The 24,558-nt window shown below is 67.8% G+C and carries 22 protein-coding genes and 1 pseudogene; 15 read left to right on the top strand and 8 right to left on the bottom strand.

The window, feature by feature from the left end; genetic code table 11:
* Positions 1 to 87: 87 nt before the first annotated feature.
* Positions 88 to 411, bottom strand: coding sequence for a TraR/DksA family transcriptional regulator (locus AC3B6A_RS04445; RefSeq protein WP_488401099.1), 324 nt, complete (start codon positions 409 to 411; stop codon positions 88 to 90).
* Positions 412 to 630: 219 nt separating this feature from the next.
* Here AC3B6A_RS04445 and AC3B6A_RS04440 point away from each other — a divergent pair, with 219 nt between their 5' ends.
* The 5 genes and pseudogenes from AC3B6A_RS04440 to AC3B6A_RS04420 all read left to right on the top strand — a co-directional run.
* Positions 631 to 1,119: a DUF3015 domain-containing protein gene (locus AC3B6A_RS04440; protein ID WP_488401098.1), complete on the top strand. Its 489-nt coding sequence runs from the start codon at positions 631 to 633 to the stop codon at positions 1,117 to 1,119.
* A gap of 61 nt (positions 1,120 to 1,180) precedes the next feature.
* The gene (locus tag AC3B6A_RS04435; RefSeq protein ID WP_488401097.1) at positions 1,181 to 3,046 is read left to right on the top strand and encodes an Lnb N-terminal periplasmic domain-containing protein; all 1,866 of its coding nucleotides are present in this window, start codon (positions 1,181 to 1,183) and stop codon (positions 3,044 to 3,046) included.
* A 52-nt stretch (positions 3,047 to 3,098) separates the two neighbouring features.
* The gene (locus tag AC3B6A_RS04430; RefSeq protein WP_488401096.1) at positions 3,099 to 4,319 is read left to right on the top strand and encodes an RtcB family protein; all 1,221 of its coding nucleotides are present in this window, start codon (positions 3,099 to 3,101) and stop codon (positions 4,317 to 4,319) included.
* A 149-nt stretch (positions 4,320 to 4,468) separates the two neighbouring features.
* Complete coding sequence (locus AC3B6A_RS04425) at positions 4,469 to 4,828, top strand: hypothetical protein (RefSeq protein ID WP_488401095.1); 360 nt, start codon at positions 4,469 to 4,471, stop codon at positions 4,826 to 4,828.
* Positions 4,829 to 4,847: 19 nt separating this feature from the next.
* A pseudogene (locus AC3B6A_RS04420) lies at positions 4,848 to 4,952 on the top strand (cytochrome C biogenesis protein CcsA); the annotation flags it as partial.
* Positions 4,953 to 5,136: 184 nt separating this feature from the next.
* On the opposite strand, the gene gdhA reads toward AC3B6A_RS04420, so the two are convergent.
* Positions 5,137 to 6,471, bottom strand: coding sequence for an NADP-specific glutamate dehydrogenase (gdhA, locus tag AC3B6A_RS04415; RefSeq protein WP_488401094.1), 1,335 nt, complete (start codon positions 6,469 to 6,471; stop codon positions 5,137 to 5,139).
* A 217-nt stretch (positions 6,472 to 6,688) separates the two neighbouring features.
* On the opposite strand from gdhA, the gene AC3B6A_RS04410 reads away from it, so the two are divergent.
* Positions 6,689 to 6,985, top strand: coding sequence for a hypothetical protein (locus AC3B6A_RS04410; RefSeq protein WP_488401093.1), 297 nt, complete (start codon positions 6,689 to 6,691; stop codon positions 6,983 to 6,985).
* Between the two features lie 66 nt (positions 6,986 to 7,051).
* On the opposite strand, the gene ettA is transcribed toward AC3B6A_RS04410, so the two are convergent.
* Entirely contained in the window at positions 7,052 to 8,716 is a 1,665-nt protein-coding gene (gene ettA, locus AC3B6A_RS04405; RefSeq protein ID WP_488401092.1) for an energy-dependent translational throttle protein EttA, read from the bottom strand.
* A 353-nt stretch (positions 8,717 to 9,069) separates the two neighbouring features.
* On the opposite strand from ettA, the gene AC3B6A_RS04400 reads away from it, so the two are divergent.
* A complete protein-coding gene (locus AC3B6A_RS04400) occupies positions 9,070 to 13,272 on the top strand; it encodes an EAL domain-containing protein (RefSeq protein ID WP_488401091.1) in 4,203 nt (1,400 codons plus the stop codon).
* A gap of 249 nt (positions 13,273 to 13,521) precedes the next feature.
* Positions 13,522 to 14,775: a serine hydroxymethyltransferase gene (gene glyA, locus AC3B6A_RS04395; RefSeq protein WP_488401090.1), complete on the top strand. Its 1,254-nt coding sequence runs from the start codon at positions 13,522 to 13,524 to the stop codon at positions 14,773 to 14,775.
* A 186-nt stretch (positions 14,776 to 14,961) separates the two neighbouring features.
* Here glyA and AC3B6A_RS04390 read toward each other — a convergent pair whose 3' ends face one another.
* Complete coding sequence (locus AC3B6A_RS04390) at positions 14,962 to 15,453, bottom strand: SecDF P1 head subdomain-containing protein (RefSeq protein WP_488401089.1); 492 nt, start codon at positions 15,451 to 15,453, stop codon at positions 14,962 to 14,964.
* Positions 15,454 to 15,731: 278 nt separating this feature from the next.
* Here AC3B6A_RS04390 and AC3B6A_RS04385 point away from each other — a divergent pair, with 278 nt between their 5' ends.
* From AC3B6A_RS04385 to AC3B6A_RS04370, 4 genes are all read left to right on the top strand, one after another.
* The gene (locus tag AC3B6A_RS04385) at positions 15,732 to 17,027 is read left to right on the top strand and encodes an NCS2 family permease (protein WP_488401088.1); all 1,296 of its coding nucleotides are present in this window, start codon (positions 15,732 to 15,734) and stop codon (positions 17,025 to 17,027) included.
* Positions 17,028 to 17,141: 114 nt separating this feature from the next.
* Positions 17,142 to 18,227 carry a tRNA (uridine(54)-C5)-methyltransferase TrmA gene (trmA, locus tag AC3B6A_RS04380; protein WP_488401087.1) on the top strand — a complete coding sequence of 362 codons (1,086 nt, stop codon included), beginning with the start codon at positions 17,142 to 17,144 and terminating at the stop codon, positions 18,225 to 18,227.
* 82 nt (positions 18,228 to 18,309) lie between these two features.
* Positions 18,310 to 18,648, top strand: coding sequence for a hypothetical protein (locus AC3B6A_RS04375; protein ID WP_488401086.1), 339 nt, complete (start codon positions 18,310 to 18,312; stop codon positions 18,646 to 18,648).
* Complete coding sequence (locus tag AC3B6A_RS04370; RefSeq protein WP_488401085.1) at positions 18,617 to 18,808, top strand: hypothetical protein; 192 nt, start codon at positions 18,617 to 18,619, stop codon at positions 18,806 to 18,808. The genes AC3B6A_RS04375 and AC3B6A_RS04370 overlap by 32 nt, the downstream gene beginning before the upstream one ends.
* 3 nt (positions 18,809 to 18,811) lie before the next feature.
* Here AC3B6A_RS04370 and AC3B6A_RS04365 read toward each other — a convergent pair whose 3' ends face one another.
* The 3 genes from AC3B6A_RS04365 to AC3B6A_RS04355 form a co-directional block, all read right to left on the bottom strand.
* On the bottom strand, positions 18,812 to 19,114 hold the full coding sequence (locus AC3B6A_RS04365) for a DUF1883 domain-containing protein (protein ID WP_488401084.1): 303 nt from the start codon (positions 19,112 to 19,114) through the stop codon (positions 18,812 to 18,814).
* A 103-nt stretch (positions 19,115 to 19,217) separates the two neighbouring features.
* Positions 19,218 to 19,568, bottom strand: coding sequence for a hypothetical protein (locus tag AC3B6A_RS04360; RefSeq protein ID WP_488401083.1), 351 nt, complete (start codon positions 19,566 to 19,568; stop codon positions 19,218 to 19,220).
* 165 nt (positions 19,569 to 19,733) lie between these two features.
* Positions 19,734 to 20,198, bottom strand: coding sequence for a DUF4345 family protein (locus AC3B6A_RS04355; protein ID WP_488401082.1), 465 nt, complete (start codon positions 20,196 to 20,198; stop codon positions 19,734 to 19,736).
* 199 nt (positions 20,199 to 20,397) lie between these two features.
* Here AC3B6A_RS04355 and AC3B6A_RS04350 point away from each other — a divergent pair, with 199 nt between their 5' ends.
* Complete coding sequence (locus AC3B6A_RS04350; RefSeq protein WP_488401081.1) at positions 20,398 to 20,832, top strand: DUF411 domain-containing protein; 435 nt, start codon at positions 20,398 to 20,400, stop codon at positions 20,830 to 20,832.
* A gap of 423 nt (positions 20,833 to 21,255) precedes the next feature.
* Here the strand turns inward: AC3B6A_RS04350 and alaC are convergent, their stop codons facing one another.
* Positions 21,256 to 22,473, bottom strand: a complete 1,218-nt coding sequence (gene alaC, locus AC3B6A_RS04345) for an alanine transaminase (protein WP_488401080.1) — start codon at positions 22,471 to 22,473, stop codon at positions 21,256 to 21,258.
* A gap of 174 nt (positions 22,474 to 22,647) precedes the next feature.
* On the opposite strand from alaC, the gene AC3B6A_RS04340 reads away from it, so the two are divergent.
* The gene (locus AC3B6A_RS04340; RefSeq protein WP_488401079.1) at positions 22,648 to 23,508 is read left to right on the top strand and encodes a PhzF family protein; all 861 of its coding nucleotides are present in this window, start codon (positions 22,648 to 22,650) and stop codon (positions 23,506 to 23,508) included.
* A gap of 66 nt (positions 23,509 to 23,574) precedes the next feature.
* Positions 23,575 to 24,462 carry a KPN_02809 family neutral zinc metallopeptidase gene (ypfJ, locus tag AC3B6A_RS04335; RefSeq protein WP_488401078.1) on the top strand — a complete coding sequence of 296 codons (888 nt, stop codon included), beginning with the start codon at positions 23,575 to 23,577 and terminating at the stop codon, positions 24,460 to 24,462.
* Positions 24,463 to 24,558 lie beyond the last annotated feature (96 nt).

Raw genomic sequence — 24,558 nt, 5'->3', positions numbered from 1 at the left:
CTTGCTTCGGGCGGCGCGAAGCCGCGGAGAGTTGTCCGCATTCTCGCGCCGCCCGCGCGCCACTGGCAAGGCGGTATTGGTGACACTTCAGTCCACTTCATCGGCGCAGCGCAGGCAGTGCTCCGTGGCCGGCAGCGCCCGTAGCCGGCGCGCTTCGATCGGCTCTCCGCAGCGCGTGCACAGGCCGTAGGTGCCGTCCGCCAGACGCAGGCGCGCCAGCCCGACCAGCCGCATGCCCGCCTCCGCTTCCGCCAGCAGCGCGCGCAGGACGTCGTCGTTCTGCCGCTGCTGGGCCTGCTCGGCGAAATCCGGGGAATGGGTTCGGCCGAGATCGTGGCGGATCGCCTCGGCACGCCTGGAATATTCCGCCGCCAGTTGATCCAGGGTTGGACGCGGATCGAAATCGGCCATGACGAGCTCCTAGCACAGGGGACTCATTCAAGTGTGGCCCGTTCCCGGGCAACTGCCGCTGATGCCGATCAATAACCTGCCGGCGGCTCGCCGGAGGCTTGAATGCGCCGCACAAGGGCGAGCCTCTTGCCTTGACACCATCAGACCATTCCTAAAAGCTTCAGCCGGGCGCTGTTTGCTGTCAGCGATGCCAGTCCAAATTCGAAAGAGAGAAAAACGATGAAAAGGATTCTGCTCGGTACCCTCCTCGCCACCACCTCCCTCGGCGCTCTGGCCGACGCCCCCGGCAGCGACGGCTGCGGCTGGGGCAACATGCTCTTCAAGGGCCAGCGCGGCACCCCCGTCCACGTGCTCGCCGCCACCACCAACGGCACCAGCGGCAACAACACCTTCGGCATGACCACCGGCACCAACGGCTGCCACACCAACGGCGCCCTGACCTACGGCGGCAAGTCGATGATCGTGCTCAGCAGCATCATGGACGAACTGTCCGAAGACATGGCCAAGGGCGACGGCGAAGCCCTGACCACCTACGCCGTGGTCCTGGGCGTAGCGCCGCAGGACCGCGCCCGCTTCGCCGAAGTGACCCACCAGCACTTCGCGCAGATCTTCGACAAGGCCGACGCCACCGCCGCCGACGTGTACACCAACACCCAGGCCGTCCTGAAGCAGGACGCCCAGCTGGCCAAGTACGCCGAACAGGCCTGACGGCCGCGCGCGAGCCCACCGCCACGGTGGGCTCACCCCACTCCCTCCAGTAGCCCCTTCCATGCTCAAACGCCTGTTGCCCTGGATGGCGCTGTGCGCCTGCCCTGCGCTGTTCGCCGCCCCCCAGATCGCCCCGCAGCGCCTACAGGCACTGGCCGGCGAACCCTACTGGCTCGCCCTGGGCCACTACGAGCACGCTAGGCTGGGCGGCTGGCGCAGCTTCGTCGACGACCCGAAATTCTTCCTCGCCGCCGACGGCGACAGTCACCCCGACGCCGAACTGGCCGCCACCGTGAAGGCGCTCTACGCCCCCGCCGGGCTCGGCGACAGGCACGCCCAGTGCGTCTACCCGGCGCGCACCCGCTGGCTGCGCCAGCAGCTGCAGCTCGACGACCTGCCGCAGGTGACCTGCCAGGAGTACCGGACCTGGTACGCCGACATCAACCCGCACAGCGCGGTCCTGGTGTTCCCGGCGGCCTACCTGAACAGCCCGTCCTCGATGTTCGGCCACACCCTGCTGCGCATCGACCAGGCCGACGTCGACTCCGACAACACCGCCCTGCTGAGCTACGCGCTGAACTTCGGCGCCTACATCGAGGGCATGGACAACAGCATCCTCTACGCCTGGAAGGGCCTGATGGGCGGCTACCCCGGCCTGTTCGCCCTGGTGCCCTACCGCGAGAAGCTCTCCGAATACAGCCGGCTGGAGAACCGCGACCTCTGGGAATACCGGCTCAACCTCAGCCCCGAGGAAACCGGGCGGATGGTCGAGCACGTCTGGGAACTCAAGCAGGTCCGCTTCAAGTACTACTTCTTCGACGAGAACTGCTCGTTCCGCCTGCTGGAACTGCTGGAGATCGCCCGCCCCGGCACCGAACTCACCGACCAGTTCCCGCTCACCGCCATCCCCACCGACACCGTGCGCGCGGTGAAGAACGCCGGGATGATCGAGCGCATCGACTACCGCCCCTCCCGCGAGCGCGAACTGCTCGCCCGCGGCGCCCCGCTGAGCCACGAGGAAAAACTCCTGGCGCAGCGGATGGCGGACGACGACCGGCTGCTCGACAGCCCCGGATTCAAGGCCCTGCCCGCCGACCGCCAGGCGCTGGTGCAGGACACCGCCTTCCGCCTGGTGCGCTACCGCGCCACCGCCCGCGAGCGCGACAACGCCACCGCCACGCGCAGCTACAACCTGCTCAGGGCCATCAACCAGAACCCGCCGCCGGCCCTGGCGCTGGAGCGCCCCGGCCAGCCGGAAGACGGCCATGAGTCGCGCACCTGGCAGCTCGGCGCCGGCAGCCGCGACGGCGAAGCCTTCGCCCAGTACGGCCTGCGCATGGCCTACCACGACCTCGCCGACAACCAGTACGGCTTCCCCCTCGGCGCGCAGATCGAACTCGGCCAGCTCAAGCTGCGCCAGTACGAGGGCAATCGCTGGCAACTGCAGCAACTGGACCTGGTCACCATCCGCTCGATGACGCCGCGCAACGAGCTGCTGCAGCCGCTCTCCTGGCAGGTTTCCGGCGGCTGGGAGCGGGTGCCCGGCAAGCGCAGCGACGACGACCACGACACCCTGGCCGGCCACCTCAACGGCGGCGCCGGCGGCAGCTGGAAGCTGACCGACGACCTGCAGGCCTACGCCCTGGGCACCGCGCGCATCGAGAACAACCCGGACTTCGCCGCGACCATCGCCCCGGCGCTCGGCTTCGACAGCGGCCTTTTGTGGAGCAACCCGCTGGGCAACCTGACCCTGGAAGCTAAGGGCGACTACTTCCACAACGGCGAAGTGCGCCGCAGCCTGGGCTTCGGCCAGCAGGTGGAACTGGGCCGCAACCTCGGCCTGCGCCTGTCGGCCCAGCGCGAATTCAGCCACCTGGCCAGCCCGGTCAGTGAAGTGATGCTGGAGCTGCGCTGGTATCACTACTGAGCCCGGAGGTTCCGGCGCACAATGGCTTGTCGAGTGACCGCCGGAACCGCCCATGAGCAGCAAGACCCACCAACTGCTGGAAGTCCCCAACGGCAAACCGATCAAGCTCTGGACCCAGGGCGTGCCGGTGGAGGAAGACGCCCGGCAGCAACTGATGAACACCGCGAAGATGCCCTTCATCTTCAGGCACCTGGCCGTGATGCCGGACGTGCACCTGGGCAAGGGCTCGACCATCGGCAGCGTGATCCCCACCAGGGGCGCGATCATCCCGGCCGCCGTGGGCGTGGATATCGGCTGCGGGATGATCGCCGCGCGCACCTCGCTGATGGCGGCCGACCTGCCGGACAACCTGCACGGCCTGCGCACCGCCATCGAGAAGGCCGTGCCCCACGGCAAGACCTTCGGCCGCCGCGATCAGGGCGCCTGGGAGCACGTGCCGGATAACGCCGATGACGCGTGGAGGGCGCTGGCCGGCCGCTTCAGGGCGATCACCAGCAAGTACCCGACGCTGGAAAAGACCAACAACCGCCATCACCTGGGAACCCTCGGCACCGGCAACCACTTCATCGAGGTCTGCCTCGACGAGGCCGATCGCGTCTGGTTCATGCTGCACAGCGGGTCGCGCGGTGTCGGCAACGCCATCGGCAACCTGTTCATCGAACTGGCCCAGGCCGACATGCGCCAGCACCTCGCCAACCTGCCGGACCGGGACCTTGCGTACTTCGAGGAAGGCAGCCGGCACTTCGACGACTACGTGGAAGCCGTCGGCTGGGCCCAGGACTTCGCCCGGCAGAACCGCGAACTGATGATGTGCGCGGTGATCGCCGCGGCGCGACGGATCATCCGCAAGCCGTTCGAGGCCAGCCTGGAAGCGGTGAACTGCCACCACAACTACGTGCAGAAGGAACGCCACTTCGGCGAAGAGGTGCTGGTGACCCGCAAGGGCGCGGTGTCCGCGCAGAAGGGCCAGCTGGGCATCATTCCCGGGTCGATGGGCGCCAGGAGCTTCATCGTCCGCGGCCTGGGCAACGAGGAAGCGTTCTGCTCGTGCAGCCACGGCGCCGGCCGGACCATGAGCCGGACCCGCGCGAAGAAGCTGTTCAGCGTGGAAGACCAGGTGCGCGCCACCGCCCACGTCGAGTGCCGCAAGGACAAGGACGTGATCGACGAGATCCCGATGGCCTACAAGGACATCGACGCCGTGATGGACGCCCAGCGCGAGCTGGTGGAAGTGCTGCATACCCTGCGCCAGGTGGTGTGCGTGAAGGGGTAACGCCGCCCCGGAAACGACAGCACATCCGCGTCACACCGGCTTGACGCTTTCCTCACACGCCGCCCCATAGAGTGCCGCCACGCCACCCAGCCGGTGGCGTGCCTCTCCATCCGGCGCGTGCGCCCGCCCATCGGCGCACCGGAGTTTCCATGGCGCCCCGCGCCGCCCTCATCCTGCTTCTGCTCGCGTCCCTGGCCGGCTGCGAGACCACCCGCCAGACGCTGCTCGCCCAGGGCTATCCGCCCGCCTACGCCGACGGTTTCGACGACGGCTGCGGCAGCGGCCGCCAGGCGGCGGGCGCCATCACCGGCGCGTTCCGCAAGAACGTGCAGCGCTACCTGGCGGACAAGCAGTACGCCCTGGGCTGGGGCGACGGTTTCCAGCAATGCCAGGTCGGCTACCTCAGCCAGCAGCGCCAGCGCTATGAGTCGCAGCGCTACAGCGATCTCGACCGCGACTGGGAGCGGGACAAGGACCGCGCCCTGGGGCATGCCCTGCGCGGCGAGTGAGGCTGCGGCAAAGCCGCTCAAGCAGCTCGACGCGGCGGAAGTCGGCGACATCGTCGCCTTCCTCAAGACCGTCAGCGGCAGGCAGCCGCAGGTGGAATACCCGCTGCTGCCGCCGGTGAATTGACCGGGCAGCGGAATGCTCGCGTAGGAGCGGACCTTGTCCGCGATCACCGCGATAGCGGTGCAGGACCCAGCCACCGGCCTGTCGGCCGGATCGCGGACAAGGTCCGCTCCTACGAAAGCGATGCCGTCACCGACTGGAAAGAAAAACGGGCCCGATGGGCCCGTTCTTCATGCTGCCGGGGTGATCAGACCACGCCCTGGGCCAGCATCGCGTCGGCGACCTTGACGAAGCCGGCGATGTTGGCGCCCTTCACGTAGTTGATCCGGCCATGCTCCTCGCCGTGGGCGACGCAGGCATGGTGGATGTTCTGCATGATGCCGTGCAGGCGCTGGTCCACTTCGCCGGCGCTCCAGTGCAGGCGCATGGCGTTCTGGCTCATCTCCAGGCCGCTGGTGGCGACGCCGCCGGCGTTGGAGGCCTTGCCCGGCGCGTAGAGGGTGCCGGCCTCGAGGAAGATATCCACAGCGTCCAGGGTCGACGGCATGTTCGCGCCTTCGGCCACGCAGATGCAGCCATTGGCCAGCAGGGTGCGCGCGTCGTTGGCGTCCAGCTCGTTCTGGGTGGCGCAGGGCAGCGCGATGTCGCAGGCGAGCGCCCACGGGCGCTGGCCGGCCAGGAAGCGCAGGCCGGCGCCGGTCATTTCGCTGAGGCGGCCGCGACGGACGTTCTTCAGCTCCATCATCTCGTCCCACTGCTCCGCGGTCAGGCCGTCCTCGGCGAACAGGGTGCCTTCGGAATCGGACAGCGAGATCACCTTGCCGCCCAGCTCCATCACCTTCTGCGCGGCGTACTGGGCGACGTTGCCGGAGCCGGAGATGGCCACGCGCTGGCCGTCGAAGCCGCTGTCGCGGGCCTTGAGCATTTCCTGGGCGAAGTACACGCAGCCGTAGCCGGTGGCTTCCGGGCGGATCAGGCTGCCGCCGTAGGACAGGCCCTTGCCGGTCAGCACCGAGGTGAACTCGTTGGACAGGCGCTTGTACTGGCCGAACAGGTAGCCGATCTCGCGGGCGCCGACGCCGATGTCACCGGCCGGCACGTCGAGGTCCGCGCCGACGTGGCGGTACAGCTCGCTCATGAACGACTGGCAGAAGCGCATGACTTCGGCATCGCTCTTGCCCTTGGGATCGAAGTCCGAGCCGCCCTTGCCGCCACCCATGGGCAGCGAGGTCAGGGAGTTCTTGAACACCTGCTCGAAGGCCAGGAACTTGAGCACGCCCAGGTTCACCGACGGGTGGAAGCGCAGGCCGCCCTTGTACGGGCCGATGGCGCTGCTCATCTGGATGCGGAAACCGCGGTTGACCCGCACTCGCCCGGCGTCGTCCACCCACGGCACGCGGAACAGGATCGCGCGTTCGGGCTCGACGATGCGTTCGACGATGCCGGCATCCAGGTAATGCGGATTGGCTTCGAGGAAGGGCCAGAGGGAGCGCAGCACTTCTTCCACCGCCTGGTGGAATTCGGGCTGGTCGGGGTCGCGCCGCTTGAGGCGCTCGAGGAACGAGTCAACGGATTGGGTCATGTCTACACCGGTTCTTTTCTGGTTATGTAACGCTGTTTTTGCCGGCAGACTCTAACAATCCATGCCGCACCGAGATAGTGCGACATGACGCCTTTTTGAATCTTTTTGGTGCAAAATATATAAACCCAAGCACGCATCGCCCGGCAGGAAGGCGAAACATTGTATACAAAACAAATAACAAATCGCACACACGAATTCCCGCCCCGAGGTTCTCCCGATGCGCTTCCGCCCCGCCGTACTCCTCGCCGCCATCGCCTGCAGCCTCGCGCCGCCAACCCAGGCGGCCATCAGGATGGGCAGTTTCACCGAGTCCGGCGCGCTGCTGGTGGCCGACACCTTCGACAGCGAGGTTGTCCACAAGTCGGCGTTCAGCACCGACGACCTCAAGCGCATGACCCGGCAACTGGAAGACCAGCAACGCACGCTGCAGGAGCAGGCGCGGCAAATCGACACACTGCAGCGCCAGCTGGAAGAGCAGCGCCGCGCACTGGACGACCTCCAGCGCAGCCGCTGATCCCCGCCGGAAAAGACGCGGAAACGAAAACGGGGCCCGAAGGCCCCGTTTTCAGTGCGAAGCGGCTTACGCCAGCTTCTTGTAGCGCACGCGGTGCGGCTGCGAGGCCGCGTCGCCCAGGCGCTTCTTGCGATCGGCTTCGAACTCGGTGTAGTTGCCTTCGAAGAAGACCACCTTGCCGTCGTCCTCGTAGGAGAGGATGTGGGTGGCGATACGGTCGAGGAACCAGCGGTCGTGGGAGATCACGATGGCGGAGCCGGGGAAGTCCAGCAGCGCTTCTTCCAGCGCGCGCAGGGTTTCCACGTCGAGGTCGTTGGACGGTTCGTCGAGCAGCAGCACGTTGCCGCCCTGCTTCAGGGTCAGGGCCAGGTGCAGGCGGCCACGCTCACCGCCGGAGAGGTCCTTGACGAACTTCTGCTGGTCGGCGCCCTTGAAGTTGAAGCGGCCGACGTAGCTGCGCGACGGGACTTCGTAGTTGCCGATCCTGATCTGCTCGAAACCGTCGGAAACCTGCTCCCACACGGTCTTGTTGCCTTCCAGGCTGTCGCGGCTCTGGTCGACGCTGGCGATCTGCACGGTTTCGCCGATCTCGATGGTGCCCGAGTCCGGTTGCTCCTTGCCGGTCAGCATGCGGAACAGGGTGGACTTACCCGCGCCGTTGCCGCCGATCACGCCGACGATGGCGCCCTTGGGAATGCTCAGCGACAGGTCGTCGATCAGCTCGCGGTCGCCGTAGCCCTTGCAGACGTTGTGCAGCTCGATGACCTTGTCGCCCAGGCGCGGACCGGCCGGGATGTAGATCTCGTTGGTCTCGCTGCGCTTCTGGAATTCCTGCGACTGCATTTCCTCGAAGCGCTGCAGACGGGCCTTGGACTTGGCCTGGCGGCCCTTGGCGCCCTGGCGCACCCATTCCAGTTCGGCCTTCATGGCCTTGGCGTGGGAGGCTTCCTGCTTGGCTTCCTGGGCCAGGCGGTTGGCCTTGGATTCCAGCCAGCCGGAGTAGTTGCCTTCGAACGGGATGCCGTGGCCACGGTCGAGTTCGAGGATCCAGCCGGCGACGTTGTCGAGGAAGTAGCGGTCGTGGGTGATCGCCACCACGGTGCCGGGGAAGTCGTGCAGGAAGTGCTCCAGCCAGGCCACCGAATCGGCGTCCAGGTGGTTGGTCGGTTCGTCCAGCAGCAGCATGTCCGGGGCGGACAGCAGCAGGCGGCACAGCGCCACGCGGCGCTTCTCGCCACCGGAGAGGTGCTCGATCTTCGCGTCCCACGGCGGCAGGCGCAGGGCGTCGGCGGCGACTTCCAGCTGGCGCTCCAGGTTGTGGCCGTCGGAAGCCTGGATGATGGCTTCCAGCTTGGCCTGCTCGGCGGCCAAGGCGTCGAAGTCGGCGTCCGGCTCGGCGTAGGCGGCGTAGACCTCGTCGAGGCGCGCCTGGGCGGCCTTGATCTGGCCGACGGCTTCCTCGACGACGTCGCGCACGGTGGCCTGCGGGTCGAGCTTGGGCTCCTGCGGCAGGTAGCCGACGTTGATGCCCGGCATCGGGCGGGCCTCGCCCTCGATCTCGGTGTCGACGCCAGCCATGATACGCAGCAGGGTGGATTTACCCGCGCCGTTCAGGCCCAGCACGCCGATCTTGGCGCCGGGGAAGAACGACAGGGAGATGTCCTTGAGGATTTCACGCTTGGGCGGCACGACTTTGCCGACCCGATGCATGGTGTAGACGTATTGAGCCATGGATACCTGACTTCCGGGATGAAAAGTGATCGGAATGGGCCGGAACGGACTGCCGCAGGTTCCGGATCGCCGGCGCTGCTGGCCGGATACGGTGGAGCGCCGCCACCGGCGGGCGCGAAGGGCCGGTGCAGAGCCTTCGCGCGAAGCGTGGCGCGGTAGATTCAACCCGCGCGCGTGCGGCAAAGCTACCGGAATGGGCCGGGAAGGGCAAACGACGCTCGTCGGCCGTACTGGCACATCGCCGCACTTCCGGGCATCCTACGCGGCGCTAATCCCGCCGTATCGCCCCAGGTAACAGGTCCTTGTCTACAACACCCCGCCCCTCCCCGGACTCCCTGGCCAGGCCTGGCCGCGTGGCGAGCCGGACTGCCCTGTTGCTGCTGGTGCTGCTGATGCTCGGCCTGCTGCTCTGGCAGGTGCACCAGGATTTCCGCAACCAGGAACACTTCGAGCGCGAGCGGGTGTTGCTGCACGGCGAGCAGCTGGCCCAGCGCATAGCGCTGACCCAGGAGCTCAAGGCATCGGCCGCGCAGACCCTGCTCCAGCAAGGCGACGCCCCTGACGAAACCGACGGCCAGCCGACCCTGTTCGCCAGCCTGCGGCGCATCTATCCGGCGTTCCACAGCCTGGTGCGCCTGGACGCCGACGGCCAGCCCCTGAGCGACTCCGCCAGAGATTCCAATGACGCGGCCTTCATCGACGCCCTGCGCCAGCGCGGCGGGCAGCAGAGCTATCACTACGCCTTCAGTGAAGAGAACGGCGGCGTGTTCTACGTCTGGCTGCGCTCGCCCACGCCCGGCCAAGGCGACAGCGTCATCCGCCTCGACGGCAACCTCGCCCGCCAGCGCTGGAGCGCACAGATCCGCCCGGGGTCGCCGCCGTGGATTCTCGAGGACCGGCTGCGGCAGAAGGTCCTGTTCCGCTCCAGCGGCCTGCGCCCCGGCCCGCTCAGCGCCGCCTCGCCGCTGGAACAGGCGCAGAGCCTGGAAGGACTGCCGATCCCGAACACCGACTGGCAACTGCACCCGCTGTTCGACGCCCAGCGCGTGCGCACCGCGCTGCTGCCGCGGCTGAGCGGCGAACTGGCGCTGCTGCTGTTGCTCGCCGGCGTCGCCGGTGCCGCCCTGCTGCGCCTGCAGCGCGAACAGCAGAACCTGCGGGCGCTCACCGCCGACTCCCAGCAGCGCCTGCGCCAGGCTGCCCAGGCGCTGGGCGCGATCGACGAGCGGGTGCTGGTGACCCGCGCCGACGGCCACCTGGCCTACCTCAACCCGCAGGCCGAGCAATTGTTCGGCATCCCGGCCGAGCAGGCCGCCGAGCATCACCTGCTGGAACTCCTGCCGGGGCTGGGTGCGCTGCTCAACGGCGACGCCAGCCTGGCCGACGGCGGCAGCGAGCTGGTCCGGGTCAACCAGAGCGGTCAGGCGCGGCTGTTCGCGGTCAACCGCCACTCGCTGGACGACAATCCCCTCGCCCCGGCCCTGCCGTCGGCGCTGCGCGGCAACCTGCCGCAAGGCGGCCAGGTCTGGGTGCTGCGCGACGTCACCGAGGAGCAGCAGGCGCTGCACATCCTCGAAGAGACGCGGCGGCGCTACCAGGACATCTTCGACGGCGTCGGCGTCGCCCTCTGCGTGCTCGACCTGTCGGCGCTGCGGCAGAGCCTGGTGGACCTCAACCTGCGCCGCCAGGCCGACCTGCAGGCGTGGATCGCCGCGCACCCCGAGCGCCTGCCCTGGCTGCTGCGCCAGGTGCGCATCACCGAGATCAACAACGTCGCCCGGCGCCTGATGGGCGTCAACACCACCGAGCAGGCCTGGCAGGTCCTGATCGGCTGCACCGGCATGCGCCCGGACGGCGTGCGCAGCAAGGTGCTCGAAGCGGTGCTGGCCGGCCACGGCATGGTCGAGCTGGAAGCCTGCATCCGCACGCGCCAGGGCGAACAGCGCCACCTCTGGCTGCAACTGCGCGTGCCGGAGATGATCCAGGACTTCCACGCGGTCACCCTCAGCCTCTCCGACATCACCTCGCGCAAGGAGGTCGAGCTGTCGCTGATCGAGCGCGAGAAGTTCTGGTCCGACGCCGTGCGCGCGGTCCCCGACACCCTGTACATCCACGACATCGCCGCGCGCCGGGTGATCTTCAGCAACCACAACCTCGGCCATCAGCTGGGCTACAGCGACGCAGAGCTGGGCGCGATGGGCGAGCGCTTCTGGGAAAAGGTGCTGCACCCGGACGACGCCGAGTATTACTGGCGTGTGCGCAACCTGCAGCAGGTGGTGGGCGACGGCCTGCTGCTCGACAGCCAGCTGCGCTGGCGCCACCGCGACGGCAGCTGGCACTGGTTCGACGTCCGCGAGCAGGCTTTCACCCGCGACGCCGCTGGCCGCGTGGCGCGGCTGATCGGCGTGGCCAAGGACATCACCGGCACCGTCGAAGCGCACAACTCGCTGCGCGAAAGCGGCCGCCGCTACCGCATGCTGGCCGAGAGCATCAGCGACGTGATCCTCTCCACCGACGCCCAGCTCAAGCTCAACTACGTCAGCCCGTCGATCCAGCAGGCGCTCGGTTACAGCGTCGAATGGGTGCTGCACAACGGCGTCCTGCAGATGGCCGCCAACCCGGCGCAGCTGGAGCGCCTCGCCGCGCTGCTGGAGCGGGTGCACGCCGCCATCGGCGAACCCACGCGCCTCGCCGAACTGCGCGAGAACGCCGCGCCGCAGCTGTTCACCCTCGACTGCATGCACGCCGACGGCCACAAGCTGCCGGTGGAGCTGCGCATCGCCCTGATGTGGGACGACCACGGCCGCTTCGAGGGCCTGCTCGGCGTCGCCCGCGACATCAGCCAGCAGCGCCGCGCCGAGCGCGAGATGCGCATGGCCGCCACGGTGTTCGAACACTCCACGGCGGCGATCATGGTCACCGACCCGGCCGGCTACATCGTGCAGATCAACGACTCCTTCTCCCGCCTCACCGGCTACTGCGCCGAGGAAGTGCTGGACCAGCTGCCGCGCCTGCTCACCGCCGACCACCAGGAAGCCAACCAGCTCAAGCACGTGCTCGACAGCCTGCGCAAATGCGGCAGCTGGGAAGGCGAGATCCTGCAGAAGCGCAAGAGCGGCGAGCTGTACCCGTCCTGGGTCGGCATCACCGCGGTGCACGACGAGGAAGGCGACCTGGTCAGCTTCGTCTGCTTCTTCAGCGACATCAGCGAGCGCAAGGCCAGCGAGCGGCGCATCCATCGCCTGGCCTACTACGACGCCCTGACCCACCTACCCAACCGCACGCTGTTCCAGGACCGCCTGCACACCGCCCTGCTGCAGGCCGAACGGCACCAGCAGTGGGTGGTGCTGATGTTCCTCGACCTCGACCGCTTCAAGCCGATCAACGACTCCCTCGGCCACGCCGCCGGCGACCGCATGCTCAAGGAAGTGGCCGAGCGCCTGAGCCATTGCGTCAGCGACGACGACACCGTGGCGCGCATGGGCGGCGACGAGTTCACCCTGCTGCTGCCCGGCCAGCGGGACCGCGAGCGGGCACTGAAGCAGGCGATCCTGGTGGCCGAGCAGATCCTCGCCAGCCTGGCCCGGCCGTTCACCCTCGAAGGCCGCGAATTCTTCGTCACCGCCAGCATCGGCGTGGCGCTGTCGCCGCAGGACGGCGCCGAGCTCAGCCAGCTGATGAAGAACGCCGACACGGCGATGTACCACGCCAAGGAAATGGGCAAGAACAACTTCCAGTTCTACCAGGCCGAGATGAACGCCCGCGCCCTGGAGCGCCTGGAGCTGGAAAGCGACCTGCGCCGCGCCATCGAGCAGGACGAGTTCATCCTCCACTACCAGCCGCAGTTCACCGGCGACGGCCGCCGCCTGACCGGCGCCGAGGCGCTGCTGCGCTGGCAGCATCCCAAGCGCGGGCTGATCCCGCCGGCGGAATTCGTCCCGGTGCTCGAAGAGCTCGGCCTGGTCGCCCAGGTCGGCGACTGGCTGCTGGAGCAGGCCTGCCTGCAGCTCAAGGCCTGGCACCGCGACAAGGTGCGGGTGCCGAAGATCTCGGTGAACCTCTCCGCCCGGCAGTTCGCCGACGGCCAGCTCGGCGAGCGCATCGCCGGCATCCTCGCCGACACCGGCATCCCGCCGGCCTGCCTGGAGCTGGAGCTGACCGAAAGCATCCTGATGAGCGACGTGTCGCAGGCCATGCAGATCCTCTCCGGGCTCAAGCGCCTGGGCCTGGCCATCGCGGTGGACGACTTCGGCACCGGCTACTCCTCGCTCAACTACCTGAAGCAGTTCCCCATCGACGTGCTGAAGATCGACCGCAGCTTCGTCGACGGCCTGCCCCACGGCGAGCAGGACGCGCAGATCGCCCGCGCCATCATCGCCATGGCCCACAGCCTGAACCTGATGGTGATCGCCGAGGGCGTGGAGAGCCATGCGCAGCTGGAGTTCCTGCGCGAGCATGGTTGCGACGAGGTACAGGGCTTCCTGTTCGGCCGCCCGGTGCCGGCCAACCAGTTCGCCGCGCTGTTCGCCAGCAACGCGATCTTCCTGCTCGGCTGACGCCGAGCAGCTGCAAGCTGCAAGCTGCAAGCTGCAAGCTGCAAGCTGCAAGCTGCAAGCTGCAAGCTGCAAGCTGCAAGCTGCAAGCTGCAAGCCAAGGATGCTCTGGCATTTCGCTTGAAGCTTGTGGCTTATCGCTGGCCGTGAGGGCCATTTGTCCGGCGCATGACCGCCTTTCATGTGCCAGCACAGCCGCCATGGGTTAGAATGCGCGCCTTTTCCCCAGCACCGTTCCTTAAGAGGACCACCATGTTCAGCCGTGATTTGACCCTCGCCCGCTACGATGCCGAACTCTTCGCCGCGATGGAGCAGGAAGCCCAGCGCCAGGAAGAGCACATCGAGCTCATCGCCTCCGAGAACTACACCAGCCCGGCGGTGATGGAAGCTCAGGGTTCGGTGCTCACCAACAAGTACGCCGAAGGCTATCCGAGCAAGCGCTACTACGGTGGCTGCGAGTACGTCGACATCGTCGAGCAGCTGGCCATCGACCGCGCCAAGCAGCTGTTCGGCGCCGACTACGCCAACGTCCAGCCGCACGCCGGCTCCCAGGCCAACGCCGCCGTCTACCTGGCGCTGCTCAACGCCGGTGACACCATCCTCGGCATGAGCCTGGCCCACGGCGGTCACCTGACCCACGGCGCCAGCGTTTCCTCCTCCGGCAAGCTGTACCACGCCGTGCAGTACGGCATCGACTCCAACGGCCTGATCGACTACGACGAAGTCGAGCGCCTGGCCGTCGAGCACAAGCCGAAGATGATCGTCGCCGGCTTCTCCGCCTACTCCCAGGTGCTGGACTTCGCCCGCTTCCGCGCCATCGCCGACAAGGTCGGTGCCTACCTGTTCGTCGACATGGCCCACGTGGCCGGTCTGGTCGCCGCTGGCGTCTACCCGAACCCGATTCCGTTCGCCGACGTGGTCACCACCACCACCCACAAGACCCTGCGCGGCCCGCGCGGCGGCCTGATCCTCGCGCGCAAGAACGAGGAGATCGAGAAGAAGCTGAACTCCGCCGTCTTCCCGGGCGCCCAGGGCGGCCCGCTGGAGCACGTGATCGCCGCCAAGGCCGTGTGCTTCAAGGAAGCCCTGCAGCCCGAGTTCAAGGTCTACCAGCAGCAGGTCCTGAAGAACGCCCAGACCATGGCCGGCGTGTTCATCGAGCGCGGCTTCGACGTGGTTTCCGGCGGCACCCAGAACCACCTGTTCCTGCTCTCCCTGATCAAGCAGGACATCACCGGCAAGGACGCTGACGCCGCCCTGGGCCGCGCCTTCATCACCGTGAACAAGAACAGCGTGCCGAACGACCCGCGTTCGCCGTTCGTCACCTCCGGCCTGCGCATCGGCACCCCGGCCGTCACCACCCGCGGCTTCAAGGAAGCCGAGTGCCGCGAGCTGGCCGGCTGGATCTGCGACATCCTGACCAACATGGGCGACGAGTCCGTGGTGGACAGCGTGCGCGAGAAGGTCAAGGCCATCTGCGCCAAGTTCCCGGTGTACGGCAACTAAGCCGGACCCGCGAACCGCGACAAGAAAAAGCCCGGCAGATGCCGGGCTTTTTCATTAAGGCCCCCGATGCGCGTTACCTGTAGGAGCGAGCTTGCTCGCGAACAAGCCCCGCAGCGAGACCATTCGCGAGCAAGCTCGCTCCTACAAAAAGGCGCCCCGCAACGGCGAGCCACGCGGGAGCGCCAGTCACGGTTGCCCGGGCGCCCCCTGCTCCGGCTGCGCCGGCACATGGCGCAGCTCATTGAGCCGGCGCACCAGCGTCTCGGCCTCGGTCTGATTGGCGAAGCCCTGGAGCAGCACGCGGCCATCGGTCACGGGGCGGTCGACCTTCGGCAGCAGGCGCAGTTGCCCGTCGATCACCACCGCCAGGGACTTGCCCTGTTCCTCGCGGGTCAGGCGCGCCAGGCGCAGGCTGGCGTCCGGGGTGAACTGCACCTGCACGGCCGGTTGGCCGTCGGCGACGCTGGCCAGTTCGGCCTGCTGCACGTCCTGCTGGGTCAGGGTCGGCCGGGTGGTCACGAGGACCGCCTTGCCCTGCGGGTCGGCCAGGGTGCGGGTGCTGGCCGAGGCGTGCGCGGCCAGGGCGTGGACATCGAAACTGTGCTGCGGGGCGGTCGGCGGGGCGCCGGCGCAGGCGGCCAGCAGGGCGGCAAGGACAAGCGGTAGCGAGCGTTTCATCGGGAATACGGGTCAGGCACAGCGGCCGGTCGGGCCAGGGTCATAGAAGGTCAGACCACCGTGGCGGCACAAGTTGCACGCCCTTGGTCGGTACCGCGACTAAGCTTGCAGACGAACGGATGCTGGCGATCCGGTCAGAAATTTTCCGGCTCGGGGCAAGCTGGTATCATGCGCGCCTTTTGCCGGTCACAAGAAAGCTGCATGCCCCGGGCGGGCATGGGCTTTGCTTTTCCCGGCCAGAACGACAACGGCGCGGAGCGCGTCACGGGGAGCCAAACATGCTGGAAAAGCTGTTCCAACTCAAGGCGCACGACACCAACGTGCGCACCGAGATCCTGGCGGGAATCACCACCTTCCTGACCATGGCCTACATCCTCTTCGTCAACCCGAGCATCCTCGGCGCGACGGGCATGGACAAGGGCGCGGTCTTCGTCGCCACCTGCCTGGCCGCGGCCATCGGCTCGGCGATCATGGGCCTGATCGCCAACTACCCGATCGCCCTGGCGCCCGGCATGGGCCTGAACGCCTTCTTCACCTACACCGTGGTGCTGCACATGGGCCACACCTGGCAGGTGGCCCTCGGCGCGGTGTTCCTCTCCGCGTGCATGTTCTTCATCATTTCGATCTTCCGCATCCGCGAGTGGATCATCAACAGCATCCCGCTGGCCCTGCGTTCGGCCATCGCCGCGGGCATCGGCCTGTTCCTCGCGCTGATCGCGCTGAAGGAATCGGGCATCGTCGTCGCCAACCCGGCCACCCTGGTGGGCATGGGCGACCTGGCCAAGCCCGAGCCGCTGCTGGCGATCCTCGGCTTCATCCTGATCGTCGCCCTGGAAGCGCGCCGGGTGACCGGCGCGGTGATGATCGGCATCCTCGCCGTGACCTTCATCGCCATCGCCCTGGGCGTCACCACCTTCGGCGGCGTGGTGTCGATGCCGCCGTCGCTGGCGCCGACCTTCCTGCAGCTGGACATCAAGGGCGCGCTGGACATCGGCCTGACCAGCGTGATCTTCGCCTTCCTCTTCGTCGACCTGTTCGACAACTCCGGCACCCTGATCGGCGTGGCCAAGCGCGCCGGCCTGATGGGCAAGGACGGGCACATGCCGAAGATGGGCCGCGCGCTGATCGCCGACAGCACCGCCGCCATGTTCGGCTCGCTGCTGGGCACCTCCACCACCACCAGCTACATCGAGTCGGCGGCGGGCGTTTCCGCCGGCGGCCGCACCGGCCTGACCGCCATCGTGGTCGCCGTGCTGTTCCTCCTGGCGCTGTTCTTCGCCCCGCTGGCGGGCAACGTGCCGGCCTTCGCCACGGCGCCCGCGCTGTTCTTCGTCGCCGTGCTGATGGCCTCGGGCCTGGCCGAGATCGACTGGGACGACCTGACCGTCGCCGCTCCCGTGGTGGTCACCGCCCTGGCCATGCCGCTGACCTTCTCCATCGCCAACGGCATCGCCTTCGGCTTCATCACCTGGACCGCCTGCAAGCTGCTGTCCGGCCGCTTCCGCGAGCTGAATTCGGCGCTGGTGATCCTGTCGGTTCTCTTCGTCATCAAGCTGGGCTGGTACAACGCCTGATTTTCCTTTCGCGGCATGATGGGTATCGCCGCCCCCACCCACCCCCGACGTAGGATGGCGTGGAGCGCAGCGATACCCATCGAATGCCGCCGACCCACACGAGTTACCCGCCCCATGAGCAGTCCGCGTTTCGACCCGTCCCAATACGACAGCCAACTGGCCGCCAAGGCCGCCCGCCTGCGCGAGCTGCTGGCGCCCTTCGCCGCGCCGGAGCCGGAGCTGTTCGACTCGCCGCGCGAGCATTACCGCCTGCGCGCCGAATTCCGCCTGTGGCGCGAGGGCGAGACGCGCCACTACGCGATGTTCGAGCAGGGCGACAAGCACACGCCGATCCTGATCGAGGAATTTCCCATCGCCAGCCAGCGCATCAACCAGCTGATGCCGCGCCTGAAGGCCGCCTGGGCCGAGCCGGTGCTGGGCCACAAGCTGTTCCAGGTGGAGTTCCTCACCACCCTGGCGGGCGACGCGCTGATCACCCTCTGCTACCACCGTCCGGTGGATGCCGCCTGGGAAGCCGCCGCGCAGAAGCTGGCGGCCGAACTGGGCGTGAGCATCGTCGGCCGCTCCCGCGGCAAGCGTCTGGTCGTGGGCCGCGACTACGTGAACGAAGCGCTGACCGTCGCCGGCTGCACCTTCCGCTACCGCCAGCCGGAGGGCGCCTTCACCCAGCCCAACGGCGAGGTCTGCCAGAAGATGCTCAACTGGGCCTTCGATGCCCTGGGCCAGCGCGACGACGACCTGCTGGAGCTGTACTGCGGCAACGGCAACTTCACCCTGCCGCTGGCCACCCGCGTGCGCAAGGTGCTGGCCACCGAGATCAGCAAGACCTCGGTGAACGCCGCGCTGGCGAACCTCGCCGACAACGCCGTGGACAACGTGGCGCTGGTGCGCCTGTCCGCCGAGGAACTGACCCAGGCGCTCAACGAGGTGCGCCCGTTCCGCCGCCTGGCCGACGTCGACCTGAAGTCCTACGACTTCGGCAGCGTGTTCGTCGACCCGCCGCGCGCCGGCATGGACCCGGACACCTGCGAGCTGACCCGGCGCTTCGACAGCATCCTGTACATCTCCTGCAACCCGGAGACCCTGGCGCAGAACATCGCCCAGCTGCACGACACCCACCAGGTCAGCCGCTGCGCGCTGTTCGACCAGTTCCCCTACACCCACCACATGGAAGCCGGCGTGCTGCTGACCCGCCGCTGAGCACTCGCCGACCAACCAAGGGTTGGGCGGTGAGCCGCCATGTAGCGGCTAGGCTTGCGGGACAATGACAAGAGTGCCGTCCATGTCCCGCCTGATCCTTCCCCTGCTCTGCCTGCTGCTGGCCGCCTGCGCCGGCAGCGCCCCCGCCAGCATCAGCGTCTCCCCCGCCGCCAATGGCCGGCAAAGCACCTTCTTCATCCAGGCCGTGCGCGCGCCGGGCCACCGCGAAGACCTCGAAGAGCGCATCGATCTCGCCGTGCGCCGGGCGCTGGAAGCCAAGGGCTACCGCTTTCAGGACGGTTCGGGGGAGTTGCGGGTGATCTACGCCGTCGGCCTGGACAGCCAGGCCGGCATCGTCCAGCGCCCGGTGGTGACCGGCGCGGGGGGTGGTGACCCAGACGCAGATCACCAATCAGGATGAGGCGCGGCTGGCGCTGCAGATTCTCGACGATGCCTCGGGCGCGGTGCTGTTCCAGGCGCAGGTGGCGCGCCAGCTGCGCGATCCGGCGCTGCCGCAGCGGGCCGTGGACGACGGCATCGCGCGCCTGCTCGGGGATTTCCCCGCGCGGGCGGGGAATTGAGGGTCAGCTGTAGTTCGACGGCGACTTGCGCACGAACTTGATGCTGTACTTGAAGTCGGCCTTGCGCGTCACGCTGATGGCGCGGCGGGTCACGGTGTCGATGGTGACGTTCCAGAAGCCGGTGCTGGGCACCTTGATCTTCGCCGGGAAGCGGTCGAAGGCGCCGCCGTGGTAGGCATGGCGGCCGCCGTTCTTGAAGCTGCGGAAGTTGGCGTCGGTCATCAGGCGGATGTTGCAGGTCATGGAGCACTCGATGATCACCAGATCGCCTTCGTTCAGGTGTTCACGTTGATGTACGAACTTCATCTTTGGCTCCGCACCGGTTCTTCCGCAAAATCAGTACGATAGCACGTTGCGCGGGGCACTTCGGCATTCGCTGCAGCCCGGGAGTGCCCCGCTCATCCGAAGGTCAGTCCATGGCCTGCAGGCGGTCGCCGCGCACACTCACCTGTTGTCCGACGCGGAATTCGGCGTTTGGCGAACGCACGGTCCGCTCGCGCCCGGCGGTGTCACGGACGACGTAGGACTTCTGGCTGCCGCCGGATGCCTGCTGCGTCGCCGAACCACCGAAGAAGCCGACGCCCGCCCCCACCGCCGCCCCGATCGGGCCGCCCAGCGCACCGCCCAGCAACACCCCGGCACCGGTACCGAAACCGCGGCCGACGGTGTTGTCCGGAACCTCGGCAACCACCTCGTCGGCCAGCACGGCAACACAGGAAAACGCGCTGAACAGCACTACCGCTACACGCATGAAGCTCATGATTTTCTCCGTTGGCAATAAAACAGCAGATAAGCCATTCCAGTTTTCGTGCCAACGAAAGAAGTCATTAAAAACAATGAGTTATAAATATGCCAAGTCATAAAGACCGCAATTCATCGCAGTCTTTATGACTTCAAATGAGGTCAAAACAACCTGATCCGGCATTCAGAGCCCCTCGAAATCCGCGCGCTGTTCCTCCGGCTCGTCAGGCTCCTTTGCACTGGGCGGCGAACCCCGGTTCCGCGACTGCCGCTCCAGCCAGTAGAGGGCGAGGATCGCCAGCGCGGAAATCACGCCGCGGTAGATGACGCCGGCCAGTTGGGCGTCCATCGCCATCCCGCCTTCGGTCCAGGCGATCAGCAGGCGCGACAGGGTCAGGGTCAGCTGCACCAGGATCACCAGGATCAGCGCCGGGCGCACCAGCAGGCGGCGGCGCAGGGCGAACACCAGGAACAGCGCGAGGGCGAACTGGTGCCCGCCGTAGAACACCCGGGCATCGCTCACCGAGGAAGGCTCCATCAGCAGCATGCCGCTGAGGTTGGCCATTTCGTAGGGACGAATCCAATAGAGCAGCCCCAGGCCACCCCACACCAGGGCCTGGACCAGCAGGACGAGACGGGCGAAGAGCATCCTCTTTCTCCTTGGCCGGACAGCCATGCCACGCATCCACGGCGGCGGCCCGGAGCCGCGGACGCATCACCAATCAGCTACAGACCCCGGAGGGCGCCGCAAGTTCTGGCCTCCGGTCATATATCGAAACAGCTGGCCGATGGGGCGGCCGCGCCACCGGGGGTATCCTCGGGCGCATTCGCTCTCCGAGGTATCCACCATGCGCACCCTGCTCCTGCTCACCGCCCTCGCCGCCGGCGCCGCACAGGCCGCCGAACCGCTGACCATCGATGTGCACCGCGATGCCAATTGCAGTTGCTGCAAGGACTGGATCAGGCACCTGGAAAACAACGGCTTCACCGTCAACGACCACGTCGAAGCCGACATGAGCGCGGTGAAGACCCGCCTGGGCGTGCCCTACGGCATGGGCTCGTGCCACACCGGGGTGATCGACGGCAAGTTCGTCGAGGGCCACGTGCCGGCCGCCGACATCCTGAAGCTGCGCGAGCGCGCCGACCTGGCCGGCGCCGCCGTGCCGGGGATGCCGATGGGCTCGCCGGGCATGGAGATGGGCGACCGGCACGACGCCTATCAGGTGGTCGGGCTGACCAGGACCGGCCAGCGCGAAGTGCTGGCGGACTATCCGCAGCGCTGAACGCAGGACTGCCGTCCGCCGCCACCACCGACCCGGTGGCTGGCTATCCCGCAGCGAGCCTGAGATATCCCTCGGCCTGCACGGTCACCGATGGGTATCGCTTCGCTCCACGCCATCCTACGAAAGGCAGTGCTTCAGCAGGGACGGACTCCGCCGCGATGCTTGCCCTGGTCCTCTGGGTCAGGCGGACTGTTGATCCCGTAGGAGCGGACCTTGTCCGCGAAACCGCCGATAGGCGGCACGCTTCCTGGCGCTCGCGCAAAATACCCGCCGCAGGATGGATGGAGCTTGCGCCCCCCCATCAACAGAACCTGCCGGGAAACGATGGGTATCGCTTCGCTCCGCGCCATCCTGCGGAGCCGCGGAAATCAGCCCGCAAACGAAAGGGGCGGCCAACTGGCCGCCCCTTTCCGCATCACCGCCTCATTCCGCCTTCGCCGGCAGCAGGCCGTCGGCGCGGAACATCGCCTTGATCCCGCGCACCGCCTGGCGCAGGCGGTCGCGGTTCTCGATCAGGGCGAAGCGCACGTGGTCGTCGCCGTAGTCGCCGAAACCGACGCCGGGCGATACCGAGACCTTGGCGTCCTTGAGCAGCTTCTTGGCGAACTCCAGGGAGCCCAGGTGCGCGTAGGGTTCGGGAATCTTCGCCCAGATGTACATCGAGGCCCTGGGGTTCTCGACCATCCAGCCGGCCTCGTGCAGGCCCTTGACCAGCACGTCGCGGCGCTTCTGGTACTGCTCGGCGATGTCGCGCACGCACTGCTGGTCGCCTTCCAGCGCGGCGATGGCCGCCACCTGCAGCGGGGTGAAGGTGCCGTAGTCGTGGTAGCTCTTGATCCGCGCCAGGGCCGAGACCAGCTCCGGGTTGCCGACCATGAAGCCGATGCGCCAGCCGGCCATGTTGTAGCTCTTGGACAGGGTGAAGAACTCCACCGCGATGTCCTTGGCGCCGGGCACCTGCATGATCGACGGCGCCTTCCAGCCGTCGAAGGTGATGTCCGCGTAGGCCAGGTCGTGCACCACCAGCACGTCGTAGCGCTTGGCCAGGGCCACCACGCGCTCGAAGAAGTCCAGCTCCACGCACTGCGCGGTGGGGTTGGAGGGGAAGCCGAGGATCATCATCTTCGGCTTGGGAATCGACTCGCGGATCGCCCGCTCCAGCTCGTTGAAGAAGTCGATCCCCGGCACCAGCGGCACCGAGCGCACCTGGGCGCCGGCGATCACCGCGCCGTAGATGTGGATCGGGTAGCTGGGGTTGGGCACCAGGATGGTGTCGCCGTGGTCCAGGGTCGCCAGCATCAGGTGCGCCAGGCCTTCCTTGGAGCCGATGGTGACGATGGCCTCGGATTCCGGGTCGATCTGCACGTCGTAGCGGTCGCGGTACCAGTGCGAGATGGCGCGGCGCAGGCGCGGGATGCCACGGGAGGTGGAATAGCCGTGGGTGTCCTCGCGCTGGGCGACCTGGCAGAGCTTCTCGACGATGTGCGGCGGCGTGGCCCCGTCCGGGTTGCCCATGGACAGGTCGATGATGTCCTCGCCACGGCGGCGGGCGGCCATCTTCAGTTCGGCGGTGATGTTGAAAACGTAGGGGGGCAGGCGATCGATGCGTGCAAAGCGACGAGCTGAACGGGGTTCAGTCATGATGTCCTCGGGTTAACGTAGGCGCCCGGAACCGTCCGAGCGACGCCGGCCACTGCGGTGGCCTGGAAAGCGCGGCGCTGAGGCCTGCGCTTTCTTGTCGGCGAACATATAGCTCGCTAGGCTGGCTGTCGAGTATTTCCTATCGCGCCGCGCGAACGCGGCCCCTGGAGTCCCATGCCTCCCCTTCAGTACTGGCAGCTCGACGTCTTCGCGCAGCAACCGCTGGCCGGCAACGGCCTGGCGGTGTTTCCCGACGCGCGCGGCCTGCCGGCCCCGACCCTGCAGGCGCTGACGCAGGAGCTGCGCCAGTTCGAATCCATCTTCCTGTTCCCCTCCGCCTCGCTGGACACCTACTCGGCGCGCATCTTCACCGTCGACGAGGAACTGCCCTTCGCCGGCCACCCGGTGTTGGGCGCCGCCGCGCTGCTGCACCACCTGCACCAGCGCGGCGAGGAGGAAGTCTGGACCCTGCAACTGGCCGCCAAGGACGTGAAGGTCGCCACCCGCCGGCGCGGCGCCGGCTTCCATGCCGAGATGAACCAGGGCGCCGCCGACTTCGGTAGCGTGCTGGACGACGAGGCGCGCCGCTGGTTCGCCGAAGCCTTCTCGCTGACCGCCGCGGACCTGGCCGACTACCCCGCCGCCGTGGTCAGCACCGGCCTGCCCTACCTGCTGCTGCCGGTGAAAGCCGAGGCGCTGGGCCGCGTGCGCCAGCGCGCGGACCTCGATGCCGAACTGGCGAAACTCAACGCCGCGTTCGTCTTCGTGCTGGATGTGGATAACCGCGAGGGCCGCACCTGGGACGGCGCCGGGGTCATCGAGGACATCGCCACCGGCAGCGCCGCCGGCCCCGTCGCGGCCTACCTGGTGGAGCTCGGCAAGGCCCGCCGCGGCGAACCCTTCCACCTCGCCCAGGGCCGCTTCGTCGGCCGCCCCAGCCGCCTCGACGTGCAGGTCGGGCAGGACGACGAGGTGCGCGTCGGCGGCGACGTGCAACTGCTCGCCCGCGCCGAACTGCTGCACCGCCTGGCCTGACGACCGGGCTGGCGGCCCCCGCCAGCCACGGCAACACTGAAGCAACCTGTTCAAGGAGACGCCGCCATGCTCTGGCGCAAAGGACGACGCAGCGACAACGTAGAGGACGCACGGGACGAAAGCGGCGGCGGTGGCGGCCTGCGCATCGGCGGACGTGGCCTGAGCCTGGGCGGCGTGGCCATCGTGGTGGTGGTCGGCCTGTTGATGGGCCAGGACCCGATGACCATCCTCGGTTCGCTGCTCGGCCAGATGGACGTCTCGCAACAGGCCCCCAGCCGCCCGGCGCAGGGCAAGCCGGCCAGCGCCAACGACCCGCAGGTGGAGTTCGTCCGTGCCATCCTCGGCGACACCGAGGACACCTGGGGCGAGATCTTCGCCCGCAGCAACGCCCAGTACGAGCAGCCCAGGCTGATCCTGTTCAACGGCGGGGTGAACTCGGCCTGCGGCTACGCCTCCTCGGCGGTCGGGCCGTTCTATTGCCCGGGCGACCACCGGGTCTACCTGGACCTGGGCTTCTTCCGCGAAATGGAACAGAAGTTCGCCGCCGCCGGCGACTTCGCCCAGGCCTACGTGATCGCCCACGAAGTCGGCCACCACGTGCAGAACCTGCTCGGCATCTCCGCCAAGATCAACGCCGCCCGCCAGCGCGGCGCGCGCATGGAAGGCGCCGACGGCCTCTCGGTGCGCCAGGAACTGCAGGCCGACTGCTTCGCCGGAGTCTGGGCGCATCACGCCCAGCAGCGCCTGAACTGGCTGGAGCCGGGCGACGTGGAGGAAGCGCTGAACGCCGCCAACGCCATCGGCGACGACCACCTGCAACGCCAGGCGCGCGGCAGCGTGATGCCCGACTCCTTCACCCACGGCTCCTCCGCGCAGCGCGTGCGCTGGTTCAAGCTCGGTTTCGAGAGCGGCTCGCCGGGCAAGTGCGACACGTTCAAGGCGCAGGCGCTGTGAACCGCCCCGACTGACCTGGCTCAGCCCGCGCCGCCGCGCGGTCGGGTATAGAAGATCGGCGCGCGCCACCTCCGGCGCCCGTTGTCCCCTTGCGGA

This window comes from Pseudomonas sp. B12(2026), assembly GCF_057767015.1.
This window is presented reverse-complemented; position numbering and strand designations above follow the sequence as displayed.